The following is a 13,355-nucleotide window of genomic DNA, read 5'->3' as shown; positions in this document are numbered from 1 at the left end:
GCGGTCATGGCCGGACCACCTCCGTGGGGGCGTCGGTGAGCTTCTGCGGGGGGGCCGGCGGCGGGGTGGCGGGGCGGCGGGCGGCGTCGCTGATCCGCACCAGCAGCGCGACCAGGCCGAAGTTGGCCACCAGCGAGGAGCCGCCGTAGGCGAGGAACGGCGTGGTGATGCCGGTCAGGGGCAGCAGGCCGGTGACGCCACCGAGCACCACGAACACCTGCCAGGCGATGGCGAAGGCCAGCCCGGCGGACAGCATCTTGCCGAAGCCGTCGCGCACGATCAGCGACGTGCGCAGGCCCCGCTCGACGAACACCAGGTAGAGCACGATGACGGCGACCAGGCCGAACAGGCCCAGTTCCTCACCGATCGCCGCGGCGATGAAGTCGCTCTTGGCGACCGGTACCTGGTCGGGGCGTCCGCCGCCGAGGCCGGCGCCGAACATGCCGCCGGTGCCGAGCCCGAAGAGCGACTGCACGACCTGGTAGCCGCCCTCGTCGATGTGCCCGAAGGGGTTCAGCCAGGTGTCCACGCGCACCCGGACGTGGCCGAACAGCTGGTAGGCGACGAACGCTCCGCCGGCGAACAGCAGCAGGCCGATGACCAGCCAGCTGGCGCGCTCGGTGGCGACGTAGAGCATCACCACGAAGATGCCGAACAGCAGCAGCGAGCTGCCCAGGTCGCGCTCGAAGACCAGCACCAGGATCGAGGCGGCCCACGCGAGCAGCACCGGGCCCAGGTCCCGGCCGCGGGGGAGCTCGAGGCCGGCCACCTTGCGGCTGGCCAGCGCCAGCACGTCGCGCTTGTCGACCAGGTAGGCGGCGAAGAAGACGACCAGGCAGATCTTGGCGAACTCGCCGGGCTGGATGGAGAAGCCGGCCACCCGGATCCACAGCTTCGCGCCGTAGACCTCCGAGATCGATGACGGGAGCACCCCGGGGATGGCCAGCAGCACCAGACCGACCAGGGCCAGCGTGTAGGCGAACCGGGCGAGCACCCGGTGGTCGCGGACGACGACCAGCACGGCGACGAAGAGCACCAGCCCGACGGTCGCCCACAGCAGCTGGACCGGGGCGTCCTCGCGGGTGGCGGAGGCGCCGACCTGCTCGCCGGCGATGTCCAGCCGGTGGATCATCACCAGGCCGAGCCCCACCAGCACCGCGACGCAGGGCAGCAGCAGCGGGTCCGCGTAGGGGGCGAAGCGGCGCACGACGACGTGCGCCACCGCCCACAGCGCGGTGAACCAGGTGCCGAAGGTGGCGAGCTCGGGGCTCAGGGACCCGGTGACGGTCAGGTCGACGATGCACTGGGCGGCGAGGGTGATGAGCACCGCGAAGCCGAGCAGTGCGAGCTCGGTGCCCCGCCGGGTGGGGACGGGTGTGCCGCCGGTGGCGACGGCGCGCGGGTCGGTGCCGGGACCGGTCATCAGTCGACCTCCCGGCAGTCCACCCCCGGCTCGCCCGAGCTGGAGGGCCGCGCGGCCGTGCCGGTCGGGCTCGCCGTGGGGGTGTCAGCGGGAGAGTCGGCAGCGGGGGAGGTGGTGGCCGGGGGAGCCTGCTCGGTGGGCGCAGGCACGGTGGGCGCGGGGGTCGCGGTGGGGGCGGAGCTGGTGGGGGCCGAGCTGGTGGGGGCGGAGCTGGTGGCGGCGGCGGTGCTCGGGATGGTGCGGCAGACGGGCAGGCGTTGATCGCGCAGGTTGGCGAGGATCCGCTCGGCGTCGGCCAGGTCGTCCGCGGCGATCCCGTCGGACACCCGGTTGCGGGCGGCCTGGGTCAGGTCGCTGGTGGCCAGGCCGGTGGTGTGGTCGAGCCGGTAGAGGTCGAGCCCGGCGATCGAGGCGTCGACGCCCCGGAAGACGGCGACCTCGTCGCCGTCGTCGGCCGCGGCGACGCCGACGAACCAGTGGCTCATCACGAACAGCCAGCCCCCCAGCGCCGCGGCGACCAGCAGCACCACCGCCGTCCCGCCGATCAGCGCGGTGCGCAGCGGGCGGCGGGCCCGGCCGGGGGACGGTCCGGCGGTGGCGCCGGCCACCGGCGGGCCCGGCGAGTTGTGCGCCAGGGCGGCCCGGCCGGCCGCCGACCGCGGGTCGACCTCCCGCTGGCCGGCGTTGTCCCCGGCGGCGCCGTCGACGACCGGCTCGATCAGCCCACCACGGCCGTCGTCCTCGACGACGTCGGCGACGATGCAGGTGATGTTGTCCGGCCCGCCGCTGCGCAGCGCCAGCTCGATCAGCCGGTCGGCCGTCGCCTGCGGGTCGGCCTCGGTCAGCGCCTGGGCGAGGGTCTCCTGGCTGACCACCCCGGAGAGGCCGTCGGAGCACAGCAGGTAGCGGTCGCCGTCGCGGGTGTCGCGGATCGAGAGGTCGGGTTCGACGTCCTGGCCGTTGAGGGCGCGCAGCAGCAGGGAGCGCTGCGGGTGGCTGTTCGCCTCCTCCTCGGTGATCCGGCCTTCGTCGATCAGCGACTGCACGAACGTGTCGTCGTGGGTGATCTGGTGCAGCTGCCCGTCGCGCAGCAGGTAGGCGCGGGAGTCGCCGACGTGGCACAGCGCCACCCGGGCGCCGGCGAAGAGGATCGCGGTGAGCGTGGTGCCCATGCCCTCCAGCTGGGGGGACTCCCGGATCACCTCGCGCAGGTGCTCGCTGCCGTCGAAGACCGCGGACCGGAGGGCCTGCAGCAGGTCGCCCGAAGGGGTGTCGTCGTCGAGGTGCTCGAGCGCGGCGATCACCACCTTGCTGGCGACGTCACCGGCGGCGTGGCCGCCCATGCCGTCGGCGACGGCGAGCAACCGGGGCCCGGCGTAGACCGAGTCCTGGTTGGTGCCGCGGATCAGCCCGCGGTCGGAACGCGCGGCGTAGCGCAGGACGAGGCTCATGAGCGGAGCTCCAGCACGGTCTGCCCGATCCTGATCGGCTGGCCGGGGGACACCAGCAGCGGCCCCTGCACCCGCTGCTGGTCGAGGTAGGTGCCGTTGGTCGACCCGAGGTCCTCGACGTACCACTGGCCGCCGCGGTTGGTCAGCCGGGCGTGCCGGGAGGACGCGAAGTCGTCGGTCAGCACGAGGGTGGAGTCGTCGGCGCGGCCGATGAGGATGGCCTGGTCGCCGAGGGTGATCCGGGTGCCGGACAGCGGGCCGGCGGTGACCACCAGGTGGCGGGGCCCGCGGGAGCGCTTGCGGCCGGTCTGCGCGCGCGGGGGCACCGAGGCGACCCGGCCCGCGCGGCCACCGAACAGGTCGGCGCGGACCACCCGGAAGGCGGCGAAGATGAACAGCCAGAGCAGCAGCAGGAACCCGAAGCGGAAGGCCTGCAGCACGATCTCAGCGGGCACCGGACCCCCCCGGGACCGCGGTCACGCGCCGTCCTGCCGGTAGACCAGCACGGAGTGGCCGATGCGGATGACGTCGCCGTCGGCGAGCTCCTGCCGGGTGACCCGGCGGCCGTTGACCAGCGTGCCGTTCGTGGAGCCGAGGTCCTCGACGGCGACCCGGTTGCCGGCCAGCTGGACGTCGGCGTGCTTGCGGCTCACCCCGGTGTCGGGCAGCCGGACGTCGGCGTCGGTGCCCCGGCCGAGGACGTTGCTGCCCTGCTCGAGGACGTGCTTGGTGCCCGGGCCGTCGACGACGAGCACGTGGGAGGTGCGCTGGCCCGCGAGGCCGACGGCGCCCGCATCGGGGCCGGGAGCGCCCTGCACACCCGCCAGCGGGGGGAGCGGCGGCAGGCCGGGGGGAGCTCCCGGTGCCGGCTCGGCGCGGTGGGGGGCGCCGCGGTCGCCCACGTGGGAGGAGACCTCGAAGACGCCGGTGCGCAGTGCCTCGTCGCGCTCCAGGTGCACCTCGATGTCACCGAAGGTCTGGTACCCCTCGGACTCGACGTGCTCGGCGACCATGTCGGCCAGCTCGGCCGCCAGCTGCTCGGACCACTCGGCGAGGTTGTCGTGGTCGGAGGGCCCGAGGGTCACGGTGAAGACGTTGGGGGCCAGGACGCGGCCACCACCCATCACGGAGCGCTGCTCGTCGGCCTCGCGCTGCAGGGCGTGGGCGATCTCGGCGGGGTGCACCTTGCCCTTGAAGACCCGGGCGAAGGCCAGCCCGACCATGCCCTCCAGCCGCCGCTCGAAGCGCTGCAGCACGCCCACAGTCGCTCCTCCGCCCTCTGCCGACCTCCCGTTGCCCTGAGCGTCGATCGTAACCGGGGGGAGCCTCCCGGACCGGTCGCACGCCGCAGGCGCTCCGGACGATCTCGTCCGCCCGGAGTGGAGGCCACCTGTCTACCAGCGTCCCGCCGGCGGGGTGGTCGCCGCGCCGGGAGAACCGGTACCGAGCGGTCTCCCAGGGGGTGCCGTCGGGTGCCTCCGCCGGGCTGCTAGTGTTCTCCCTCGCCAGGGCAAGTGGCGGAATGGCAGACGCGCACGGTTCAGGTCCGTGTGTCCGAAAGGACGTGGGGGTTCAACTCCCCCCTTGCCCACCACGGACTGGGGGATCCCCCAGTCCCTCCATCAGGCCGGGACCCAGTCCCGCGCCGCGGACGGCAGGCCACACCGGCCACCGTCCGCAGCCGGCGGAGACCGGCCAGCATCCACAGGCGGGCATCCGACCTCCGGGGCGACTGACAGCGCCGGATCTCTCGGCACCAGTGTGTCCGTGCCTGCTGGACTGGACACCGCTCGCCGCACCGCCGCCCGCGTCGCCGCCATCCGGGCCCCCACCCGGGCACCGACGCGCTCCGCCGGAAGGCCGCGCCGCACAGTGCCGGTGGCGGTGCCGCCACCGAGGCTCTGGTCCTGCCGATGGAGGTCGGTGCGCTGCTGATGAGCCTGTCCCGGCGGCCGGCGACTGCGGGCGTCGTAGCCTCGCCGAGAAAGGGGGTGGGCATGGCGGCACGAGGATGGACGGCGCTGCTGCTGCTGGCCGCCGTCTTCGCGATGCACGGACTGCAGTGCACCGCCGCCGGCACCGAGCACGCAGCCGGTCACGGCACCGCCGCGGTCGCCGCAGCCCCCACCGGGCTGCTCGAGGGCGGCCTGCACACCGGCGCGGTGAGCCTCGCCCCCCAGGCGCACAGCAGTGTCCACGACGGTGAGCACGGCAGTGTCCACCTCTCCGCCACGATGGTTGCCGCCACCCCGGTGGCCGGCCTGCTCGCCGCCGACCACGGCAGCGCGCCGGCCGGAGCGGTCGGGCACCTGTGGGCGCTGTGCCTGGCGGTGCTCGCCGCCGGGCTGGCGGTGCTGCTCGCCCTGCTGCTGCCCCGCCTGCTGACGCTGCTACCGGCGGCGTGGGCGCGGCTGCGCATGCACGCTTCCGCGGGCCTGGCACCACTGCGCCCGCCGGACCTGCACGCCCTCTGCCTGCTGCGGATCTAGGCCGACCGCCTCCACCGCCCCGCCCTCAGCGACCGTGCTGGCCCGGCGGCGGTGTACGCGCACGTCCACCGGCCCACTTCGGCAGCTCCAGGAGAGATCCACCATGACCCGCACCACCGCACGCCTGACCGGCCTCACGGCCGCCCTGCTCGCCGGCGCACTCATCCTCGCCGGCTGCGCTGGCGACGACACCGACGCCGCCGGCGGGCACGGCTCGATGATGAACGACAGCAGCTACTCGGCCGAGCAGGCCGAGTCCAACGACGCCGACGTGGCCTTCGCCCAGGGCATGGTTCCCCACCATCGGCAGGCGATCGCCATGGCCGAGCTGGTCGAAGGGCGCGCCGCCGACCCGCGCGTGCTCGACCTGGCCGCCCGCATCCGGGCCGCGCAGGATCCCGAGATCGAGACGCTGACCGGTTGGCTGCAGGACTGGGATGCCGACGGCGGTCACATGGACGACGGCACGGGCGGCATGGACCACGGTGAGGGCGGCGTGGACCACGGTGAGGGCGGGATGATGTCCGAGCAGGACATGCACGCCCTGATGGACGCCACCGGCCCGGAGTTCGACCGCCTGTTCCTCGAGCAGATGATCGTGCACCACCAGGGCGCGGTGGAGATGGCGTCCGACCACTCCGCGAACGGCCGGGACACCGAAGCCCTCGCGCTGGCCCAGTCCATCCGGGACAGCCAGAACGCCGAGATCGCCGAGATGCAGCGGCTGCTCACCGAGCTCGGCGGCTGACCCGGCCGCGGCGGGGCGGTCGTTCAGGCCCGCCCCGCCGCACACCGGCCCGGTCCGCCCTCGCACCACCCTGGAGCTCCCCCATGCCCACGAACCGCATCGCTCGCGCCGCCCTCGCCGGCGGCGTCCTGCTCACCCTGCTCACCGGCTGCGCAGCCACTGATGACTCCGCCGCGCCCGCGCCGGGCGACACCCTCGGCACGCTGCCGGCCGCGCACGTGCACGCCGTCGCCGTCGATCCCGGTGACGGTGCGCTGTTGGTGGCCACCCACGAGGGGCTGATCACCCTCGGCGACGACGGCCGACCGGCAGCCGTCGGCCCGGTCATCGACCTGATGGGGTTCACCGTCGCCGGCCCCGACCACTACCTGGCCTCGGGTCACCCCGGGCTGCACACCGACCTGCCCAACCCGGTCGGGCTCATCGAGAGCACCGACGGCGGGAGGACCTGGACGCCGCTGTCGCGTGCCGGGGAGTCGGACTTCCACGCCCTCGCCGCCCTCCCCAACGGCGGTGCGCTGGGCTACGACGGAACGCTGCGCCGCACCAGCGACGGCACCACCTGGGAAACGCTGGTCATCCCGGCCGAGCCGCACACCCTCACCGCCACCCCGGACGGGCAGGTGCTGGCCACCACCGGCGCCGGGCTGCTGCGCTCGGCCGACGCCGGCACGACGTGGGCGCCGGTGGACGGCGCTCCGCTGCTGCAGGTGGTCACCTGGTCCGGCGACGGCACGGCCGCGGTCGGCATCTCCCCGGACGGGGCGGTGTGGACCAGCACCGACGCCGCGGCCACCTGGACCCACCGCGCGCAGCTGGACGGGACGCCGTCGGCGGTGGCGGCGACCACCGCCGACGGTGACCCGCGCGTCCTCGTGGTGACCGACCACGGCTTGCTCCAGTCCACCGACGGCGGCACGACGTTCACCACGCTGTTGCCGGCCTGAGCTCGGCGCTGGTCAGCGGGTCGGGCGAGAACGGCCGCATGTCCTGCGGCCTTCGTCGTCCCCGGGCGCGTCATCGCTCAGGGGTTGTGCGTCACCTGCTCGGCGAACCCGAGCACCTGCTCCTGAGTGAACGCCCCGGGCGCCCGCAGGACGAACGTGGTCCCGTGGGGGAACTGCGCCTGCAGGAACCGGCCACGCTGGTCGAGGTAGCCGGGTCGACCGGCACCAGCTGGGCCGGCCGGCCGTGCCCGGTCACGTCCGGCCGGACGACGGAATCCGGATCACGGACGACGGCGCCCCGGCCACCGCCCGGTCACCGGGGCGCCCGGCGCCGGGTCAGGCGGTGCCGCTGCGGCCCTGGAGGAAGGCCGCCGAGTCGTAGTAGGTGCGCACGCCCGACAGCTGCTCCTCGTCCCCCTCGATCACGGTGACCCCGCGGTAGGTGAACGGCTTCCCGTCGCGCAGCGTGCCGGTGGAGGTCCACTCCAGCGCCGCGCTCGACTCGCCCACCACGGTGTGCGTGAACGTCGTCTCGATGTCGCCGAAGACGTCGCGGTAGTCGGTCCAGAAGGCCTGCGCGCCCTCCCGGCCCCGGGTCTCGTGGTGCTCGTCGAGCTTGACCAGCTGGGTGCTGTCACCGGCGAGCTCGACGAGCGGGCCGGGGTCCCGGTCGGCGTCCAGGCGGTGCAGCGCGTCGGCGAAACGGTCGGTCATGGTGTGCACGGGGGGCCTCCGGTTCCGGGGTCGGTCCCCGCCCGCTACCCGCGCCGGGGCCGGCTGACCCGGACACGCCGGGGTCAGTCCCGGTGGCCGTGCGGGAGCCGGTGGTGCTCGCCGGACCCGCGACCGTGCCCGGCGCCGATCGTCTGGAACGCGAGCACCAGCCCCCACGGTCCGATCACCCAGACCGGCCAGAAGTAGAGGAGCTCCCCCGAACCCCAGGAGCTCATCGCCCAGACGGTCAGCACGATCAGCGCGGTGGTCGCCCAACTGCCCCAGGCGGCGCGCACCGAGGAGCCGCCGGCCCAGGCGTGCGGCCCCCCGAACGGCCCCCCGTTCCCGCACCAGGGGAAGGTGCCGCCGGTGTGCGCCGACGCCGGACCCCCGGTGCCGGCCGGCCCTGCCCCGGGGGCGATCACCTCGGTGGCGCCGGACTCGTCGGGCAGGTCGGCGGTGAGCGGGGCCAGGTCGCCGTAGGTCTTCGCGGCCCAGGCCCGGGCCAGGCGGTCGTCGTACTCCGCGACGGTCAGCCGCCCGGCGGACAGGTTCCGGCCCAGGATCTCGGCGACCGCGGCCCGGTCGGCGTCGGCGGCACGGAGGTGGGGCTCGGGCATCGGTCGCTCCTCAGGGGTCGCTGCCGCTCCAGTCTGCTGGCCGGGGGCCGCCGGCGGCCACTGACGTCTGTCACCAGTTCCACGTGGAACAGCCCGGCCGGTCGGCTGCCGGCTGTGGTGAGCTGTGCGCGACCGCCCACGAGGAGGACCGGATGACCCAGCACACCGACGCTCCCGCCGAGACCCTGCCCTGGCCGGCCACCGAGCCCCGTGAGGTCGCGCTCGCCGCCGGCGCGGCCGAGCTCGTCGTCGACCTGCGCGGCGGTGGGCCCCGTCGCCTCGCCGTCGGCGACTGGGAGGTGCTCGACGGCTACCGGGCCGGCACCGTCCCCGCCGGCCGGCGGGGTGGCGTGCTGGTGCCGTGGCCCAACCGGCTGCGGAACGGGCAGTGGTCCTGGCGCGGCCGCGACCTGCAGCTCGACGTCGTCAGCGGCTCCTCGCCCAACGCGGTGCACGGGCTGGTGACCGCCCAGCCGTGGTCGGTGCTCGGGCGGACGGGCGACACGGTGACCGTGGGCACCCTGCTGGAGCCGCGCCCCGGCTACCCGTTCCGGCTCGCGGTCGCGATCGACTACCGGCTGGCCGCCGATCAGCTCACCGTCGTCGTCCGGGTGCGCAACGCCGGGGACGACGACGCACCGCTGGGCGTCGGCATGCACCCCTACCTGCACGTCGGGGCGTCCCAGGAGAGGGCAGACGCCGAGGGTGGCCTGGCCGACGCCGAGCTGGCGGTGCCGGCGCACACCGCGCTGGAGGTCGACGGCGGGCTGCCCACCGGCGCCCGGCGGCCGTTCGACGGCGACGTCGGCCGGATCGGCGACCGGCAGCTCGACGACCCGGTGACCGACCTGGTCCGGGACGACGCCGGCTGGGCCCGGGTGACGCTGCGCGGACCGGCCGGCGCGCTGGAGCTGGCCGTCGACCTGGCATGGTCCTGGCTGCAGGTGTTCTCCGGCGACACTCTGCCGGCCGGCCAGCGCCGCCGGAGCCTGGCGGTGGAGCCGATGACCTGCCCGCCCAACGCCCTGGCCGACGGTGTCGACCTGGTCGTGCTCGCCCCGGGTGGGGTGTGGTCGGGCACCTGGACGCTGCGCTGGTCGCCTGCGTGACCGACCGGGTGCTCGAGCTGTGGCGCTACCCGGTCAAGTCGCTGCTCGGCGAGCGGCTGACCCGGGCAGAGATCGGCCCGCAGGGGATCGCCGGCGACCGCGGCTGGGCGCTGTTCGACGTCGCCACCGGCCTCGGGCTCACCGCCCGCCGGGTGCCCGAGCTGCTCTTCGCCGCCGGCCGCACCCGCGCCGACGGCGGCGTGGAGGTGGTGCTGCCCGACGGCACCGTCACCCGGGAGGACGCGGTCCTCTCCCGGTGGGTGGGCCGCCCGGTCGCGCTGCGCCCGGCCGCCGAGGTCACCGGCGCCCGGACCTACGAGAACCCGTCCGAGGTCACCGAGGGCGCGGAGGACGGCTGGAACCCCTTTGCCGGTGCCGACGGCGCCTTCCACGACAACGCGGGCGCCCGGGTCACCCTGGTCTCCACCGGCACCCTGGGCGGCTGGGACCGGCGGCGGTTCCGCGCCAACGTCGTCCTGGACGGTGCCGGCGAGGACGGCTGGGTGGGCACGTCGGTGGCGGTCGGGGGCGCGGTGCTGGCCGTCGCCGCACGGGTCCCGCGCTGCGTGATGGTCACCCGGCCGCAGGCCGGCGGCATCGCCCGGGACACCGCCGTGCTGCGCTCGGTGCACCGGGACCGGGGTGGCGCGCTCGCCGTCGGTGCCCTGGTGACCCGAGCCGGCGCGGTCGTGGTGGGCGACGAGGTCCGCCCGGCCTGACCGGCCGACACGGCGCGGGGGAGGATCGGCGGTGTGCGCACCATCGAGCTCCGCTCCGGCGAGGAGTCCATCCGGCTGGGCCAGCTGCTGAAGCTGGTCGACGCCGTACCCTCCGGCGCCCAGGTCAAGGACGTGCTGACCAGTGGGGAGGTCCGGGTCAACGGCGAGCCCGAGGACCGGCGGGGCCGGCAGCTGCACGCCGGGGACGTCGTCTCGGTGGCCGGCCAGGAGGACGTCCGCATCGGCTGACGCCGCTGCGGTTGCGGCCCGTGCGTGCGCGGCCCCCTCCGGAGGGTCGTCCCGCGCGCGGAGCACGGTGAGTTAACCCAGATGTCACACAGCTCAGGTGCAGGCGGGCGTTTCCCGGGCATGGGGTGCAGTGCCCGGGCGGCGGTGGTGCGGACCCGCCGCCCGGGGAACGACCTCCGACCGTGCCGGTCAGCCGGCCGCGGGGAGCCGCAGGTCGGCGACGAGTGCCCGGTGGTCGGTCCCGGGCACGTGCACCACCTGCAGCGCGTCCACCGCGATCCGCGGGTCGACGAGGACGTGGTCGAGGGTGAGCCGCGGCTGCGGCACCCGCATCGGCCACCAGGTGGCCCGCCGGGCCTGGCCGGTCGCCGCCGCGGCGTCCACCCAGCCGCGGCGCAGCAGCCGCCGGAAGGCGGCGTGGTCGGGCGTCGCGTTGAAGTCACCCGCCAGCACCCGGAGCACCCCCGGCTCCGGGTCCGGTAGCAGCTGCAGGTCCTCGACCCAGCGGGCGACCTGCGCGGGTGAGCTGGTCGGCGGGTGCGTGTGCACCGCGGTCACCTCGACGTCGGGGGCGCCGGGCACGGTCAGCAGGGCCGCGGGCTGACCGAACCGGCCCGGCACCACCGTGCGCTGCCGCACGTCCAGACGGGTCCACAGCGCGCCGCCGGCGCCGGCAGGCTGGCCCTCCCCGGCAGGCACCACGTGGCCTGTGGGCAGCAGGTCGGCCACCCCGGCCGCGAGCAGGCCGGACGCCGCCTCGGGCGTGACCTCCATCAGGGCCAGCACGTCGGCGTCCTGATCGGCCGCGAGGGCCACCAGGGCGGCCGGGTCGGCCCGACCGTGCAGCATGTTCGCCGAGACCACCCGCAACCGCGGCCCCTCCGGTCGCGCGGTGGGGGCAGTGGGGGTCGTCCCCCGGAGCACCGCGCCCGTCAGCGCCGCGGCCGACACGGCCGACACCACGGCGGCACCGCGGGAGCGGGCCGTCAGCGCCGCGGCCAGCGGGAGCACGCTGGTGGCGGCGGCGTAGGGCGTGAAGGCCAGCGCGGGCACGAGGGGGAAGCCCCGCTCGGTGCCGGTCAGCCGGAGCGCAGCCGCTGCGGCCCACGGGGCGGCGAACACGGCGGGGGCCCAGCGGCGGCGGTTCGGGGGTCGGCGGGACACGCGTCCATGGTGCCCATCACCGGCTGCGGTGATCATCGCCGGGTGCGCCGTTCACCCGCGTGCGGTAGGACGGGGGGCTCACGGTGCCGTCCGCGACGAGGACGGCTGCCTGGACGGAGAGGCGGAGCGTGGCTGTCGAGCACCTGGAGATCGAGCGCAAGTTCGACGTCGATGAGACGTTCGTCCTGCCCGACCTGAGCGTGGTCCCCGGGGTCGCCGGGGTCGCCGACCCGGTCGAGCACGACCTCGAGGCCGCCTACCACGACACCGCCGACCTGCGGCTGGCCCGCTCCCGGGTGACGCTGCGCCGGCGCACCGGTGGCACCGACGCCGGCTGGCACGTCAAGCTGCCCGCGGTGGCCGGCGCGCGCCGCGAGCTGCACTCGCCGCTCGGCCGCGCGACGAAGACCCCGCCCAAGGCGGTGCTCGAGCTCGTGCTGGGCGTCGTCCGCCGCGCCCCGGTCGGCCAGGTCGCGGAGCTGCGCACCCGCCGGGTGGTCACCGCGCTGCAGGACGCCGAGGGCCGGGTGCTCGCCGAGGTCGCCGACGACCACGTCACCGGCACCGCCCTGCCGGCCGAGCCCGGCGCGGCCGCCGTCGTCACCACCTGGCGGGAGGTCGAGGTCGAGCTGGTCGAGGGCGACGAGTCGGTGCTCGCCGCGGTCGGCGAGGCGCTGGTCGCCGCCGGGGCCCGCCCCGCGACGTCCCCGGCGAAGCTGTCCCGGGTGCTGGCCGACCGGATCGCCGCCCTCGACGGTGCGGGCCCGGACGTCCGGCCTGCCGGCCGGACCGCGCCGAAGGGGAAGAAGAAGGGCAAGCAGGCCCGCCGCGCCGCTGCCGCCGCGCCGGTCGGCGAGGTGGTGCTGGCCGCCCTGCGCGACCAGGTCCAGGCGCTGCAGGACGCCGACCTGATGCTGCGGACCGCGCAGCCGGACGCCGTCCACCAGGTCCGGGTGGCCTGCCGCCGGCTCCGGAGCACGCTGGCCACGGTGCGCCCGGTGCTCGACCGCGAGCGCACCGACCCGGTCCGGGCAGCGCTGGCCGAGGTCGGCAGCGCGCTGTCACCCAGCCGGGACGCCGAGGTCGCTCTCGCCCACCTCCGTGAGCTGGTCGCCGCACAGCCGGAGGAGCTGGTGCTCGGCCCCGTCGCCGCCCGCCTGCAGCAGGCGGAGACCAAGGACGTCGCCGACGGCGACGCGCAGGCCCGCAAGGCGCTGTCCGGCGCCGGCTACCTGCAGCTGCGCGACGACCTCGACGCGCTGCTCGCCGACCCGCCGTTCACCGCGGTGGCGGACGAGCCGGCCGGGGAGGTGCTGCGCGGGGTGCTGGCCAAGGCCGCCAAGCGGTTGCGGCGCACGGTGGAGGCCGCCCAGGACGCCGAGCCCGGGCACGCCCACGACGAGGCGCTGCACGAGGTGCGCAAGGCGGGCAAGCGGCTGCGCTACACCGCCGAGGCGACCCTGCCCGTGCTGGGTGCCCCGGTGAAGGAGCTGGTGACCGCGCTCAAGGCCGTGCAGGAGGTGCTCGGCGACCGGCAGGACACGGTGGTGACCCGGGAGCTGTGCACGCAGCTGGGGCGGCAGGCCTTCGCGGCCGGTGAGAACGCCTGGACCTACGGCCGGCTGCACGCCCTGGAGCAGGCCCGGGCCGAGCGCGCCGAGCAGGAGTTCTGGCTGCGCTGGCCGGCGGTGCGCCCGGTGCTCAAGAGCGCAACCCGGTGAT

General features: G+C 75.7%; 14 protein-coding genes and 1 tRNA gene. 8 read left to right on the top strand and 7 right to left on the bottom strand.

Annotated features, from left to right (window positions below; genetic code table 11):
- Nucleotides 1-4 precede the first annotated feature (4 nt).
- Genes ACI79A_RS12010 through ACI79A_RS11995 form a run of 4 tightly spaced genes read right to left on the bottom strand, consistent with a single transcriptional unit; the run spans nt 5 to nt 4,130 of the window.
- The gene (locus ACI79A_RS12010) at nt 5-1,423 is read right to left on the bottom strand and encodes an FtsW/RodA/SpoVE family cell cycle protein (protein WP_457083371.1); all 1,419 of its coding nucleotides are present in this window, start codon (nt 1,421-1,423) and stop codon (nt 5-7) included.
- Nucleotides 1,423-2,874: a protein phosphatase 2C domain-containing protein gene (locus ACI79A_RS12005; protein WP_457083369.1), complete on the bottom strand. Its 1,452-nt coding sequence runs from the start codon at nt 2,872-2,874 to the stop codon at nt 1,423-1,425. Before ACI79A_RS12005 ends, ACI79A_RS12010 begins: the two co-directional genes overlap by 1 nt.
- Entirely contained in the window at nt 2,871-3,329 is a 459-nt protein-coding gene (locus ACI79A_RS12000) for an FHA domain-containing protein FhaB/FipA (protein ID WP_457083367.1), read from the bottom strand. Before ACI79A_RS12000 ends, ACI79A_RS12005 begins: the two co-directional genes overlap by 4 nt.
- A gap of 21 nt (nt 3,330-3,350) precedes the next feature.
- A complete protein-coding gene (locus tag ACI79A_RS11995; protein ID WP_457083365.1) occupies nt 3,351-4,130 on the bottom strand; it encodes an FhaA domain-containing protein in 780 nt (259 codons plus the stop codon).
- Between the two features lie 252 nt (nt 4,131-4,382).
- On the opposite strand from ACI79A_RS11995, the gene ACI79A_RS11990 reads away from it, so the two are divergent.
- The 4 genes from ACI79A_RS11990 (at nt 4,383) to ACI79A_RS11975 (ending at nt 7,058) form a co-directional block, all read left to right on the top strand.
- A tRNA-Leu gene (locus ACI79A_RS11990) sits at nt 4,383-4,468 on the top strand.
- Between the two features lie 403 nt (nt 4,469-4,871).
- Nucleotides 4,872-5,363: a hypothetical protein gene (locus tag ACI79A_RS11985; protein ID WP_457083363.1), complete on the top strand. Its 492-nt coding sequence runs from the start codon at nt 4,872-4,874 to the stop codon at nt 5,361-5,363.
- A gap of 103 nt (nt 5,364-5,466) precedes the next feature.
- A complete protein-coding gene (locus ACI79A_RS11980; protein WP_457083361.1) occupies nt 5,467-6,111 on the top strand; it encodes a DUF305 domain-containing protein in 645 nt (214 codons plus the stop codon).
- A gap of 83 nt (nt 6,112-6,194) precedes the next feature.
- Entirely contained in the window at nt 6,195-7,058 is an 864-nt protein-coding gene (locus ACI79A_RS11975) for a F510_1955 family glycosylhydrolase (protein WP_457083359.1), read from the top strand.
- 336 nt (nt 7,059-7,394) lie between these two features.
- Here the strand turns inward: ACI79A_RS11975 and ACI79A_RS11970 are convergent, their stop codons facing one another.
- Both ACI79A_RS11970 and ACI79A_RS11965 read right to left on the bottom strand, forming a co-directional pair.
- The gene (locus ACI79A_RS11970) at nt 7,395-7,772 is read right to left on the bottom strand and encodes a nuclear transport factor 2 family protein (protein ID WP_457083357.1); all 378 of its coding nucleotides are present in this window, start codon (nt 7,770-7,772) and stop codon (nt 7,395-7,397) included.
- Between the two features lie 83 nt (nt 7,773-7,855).
- The gene (locus ACI79A_RS11965; protein WP_457083355.1) at nt 7,856-8,392 is read right to left on the bottom strand and encodes a DUF1707 SHOCT-like domain-containing protein; all 537 of its coding nucleotides are present in this window, start codon (nt 8,390-8,392) and stop codon (nt 7,856-7,858) included.
- A gap of 152 nt (nt 8,393-8,544) precedes the next feature.
- On the opposite strand from ACI79A_RS11965, the gene ACI79A_RS11960 reads away from it, so the two are divergent.
- From ACI79A_RS11960 to ACI79A_RS11950, 3 genes are read left to right on the top strand one after another with little or no spacing between them, the layout of a single operon-like run.
- The gene (locus tag ACI79A_RS11960; RefSeq protein WP_457083353.1) at nt 8,545-9,501 is read left to right on the top strand and encodes an aldose epimerase family protein; all 957 of its coding nucleotides are present in this window, start codon (nt 8,545-8,547) and stop codon (nt 9,499-9,501) included.
- The gene (locus ACI79A_RS11955; RefSeq protein ID WP_457083351.1) at nt 9,462-10,220 is read left to right on the top strand and encodes an MOSC domain-containing protein; all 759 of its coding nucleotides are present in this window, start codon (nt 9,462-9,464) and stop codon (nt 10,218-10,220) included. The genes ACI79A_RS11960 and ACI79A_RS11955 overlap by 40 nt, the downstream gene beginning before the upstream one ends.
- A 33-nt stretch (nt 10,221-10,253) precedes the next feature.
- Nucleotides 10,254-10,469 (top strand): RNA-binding S4 domain-containing protein, encoded by a 216-nt coding sequence (locus tag ACI79A_RS11950; RefSeq protein ID WP_457083349.1) that lies wholly within the window; start codon nt 10,254-10,256, stop codon nt 10,467-10,469.
- A gap of 189 nt (nt 10,470-10,658) precedes the next feature.
- Here the strand turns inward: ACI79A_RS11950 and ACI79A_RS11945 are convergent, their stop codons facing one another.
- On the bottom strand, nt 10,659-11,633 hold the full coding sequence (locus ACI79A_RS11945) for an endonuclease/exonuclease/phosphatase family protein (RefSeq protein WP_457083347.1): 975 nt from the start codon (nt 11,631-11,633) through the stop codon (nt 10,659-10,661).
- Between the two features lie 128 nt (nt 11,634-11,761).
- On the opposite strand from ACI79A_RS11945, the gene ACI79A_RS11940 reads away from it, so the two are divergent.
- Nucleotides 11,762-13,354, top strand: a complete 1,593-nt coding sequence (locus ACI79A_RS11940; RefSeq protein WP_457083345.1) for a CYTH and CHAD domain-containing protein — start codon at nt 11,762-11,764, stop codon at nt 13,352-13,354.
- Nucleotide 13,355: the final 1 nt, after the last annotated feature.

Source organism: Modestobacter sp. SYSU DS0657 (assembly GCF_054050925.1).
The sequence above is the reverse complement of the archived record's forward strand: the minus strand, read 5'-3'. Positions and strand labels throughout refer to the sequence as shown.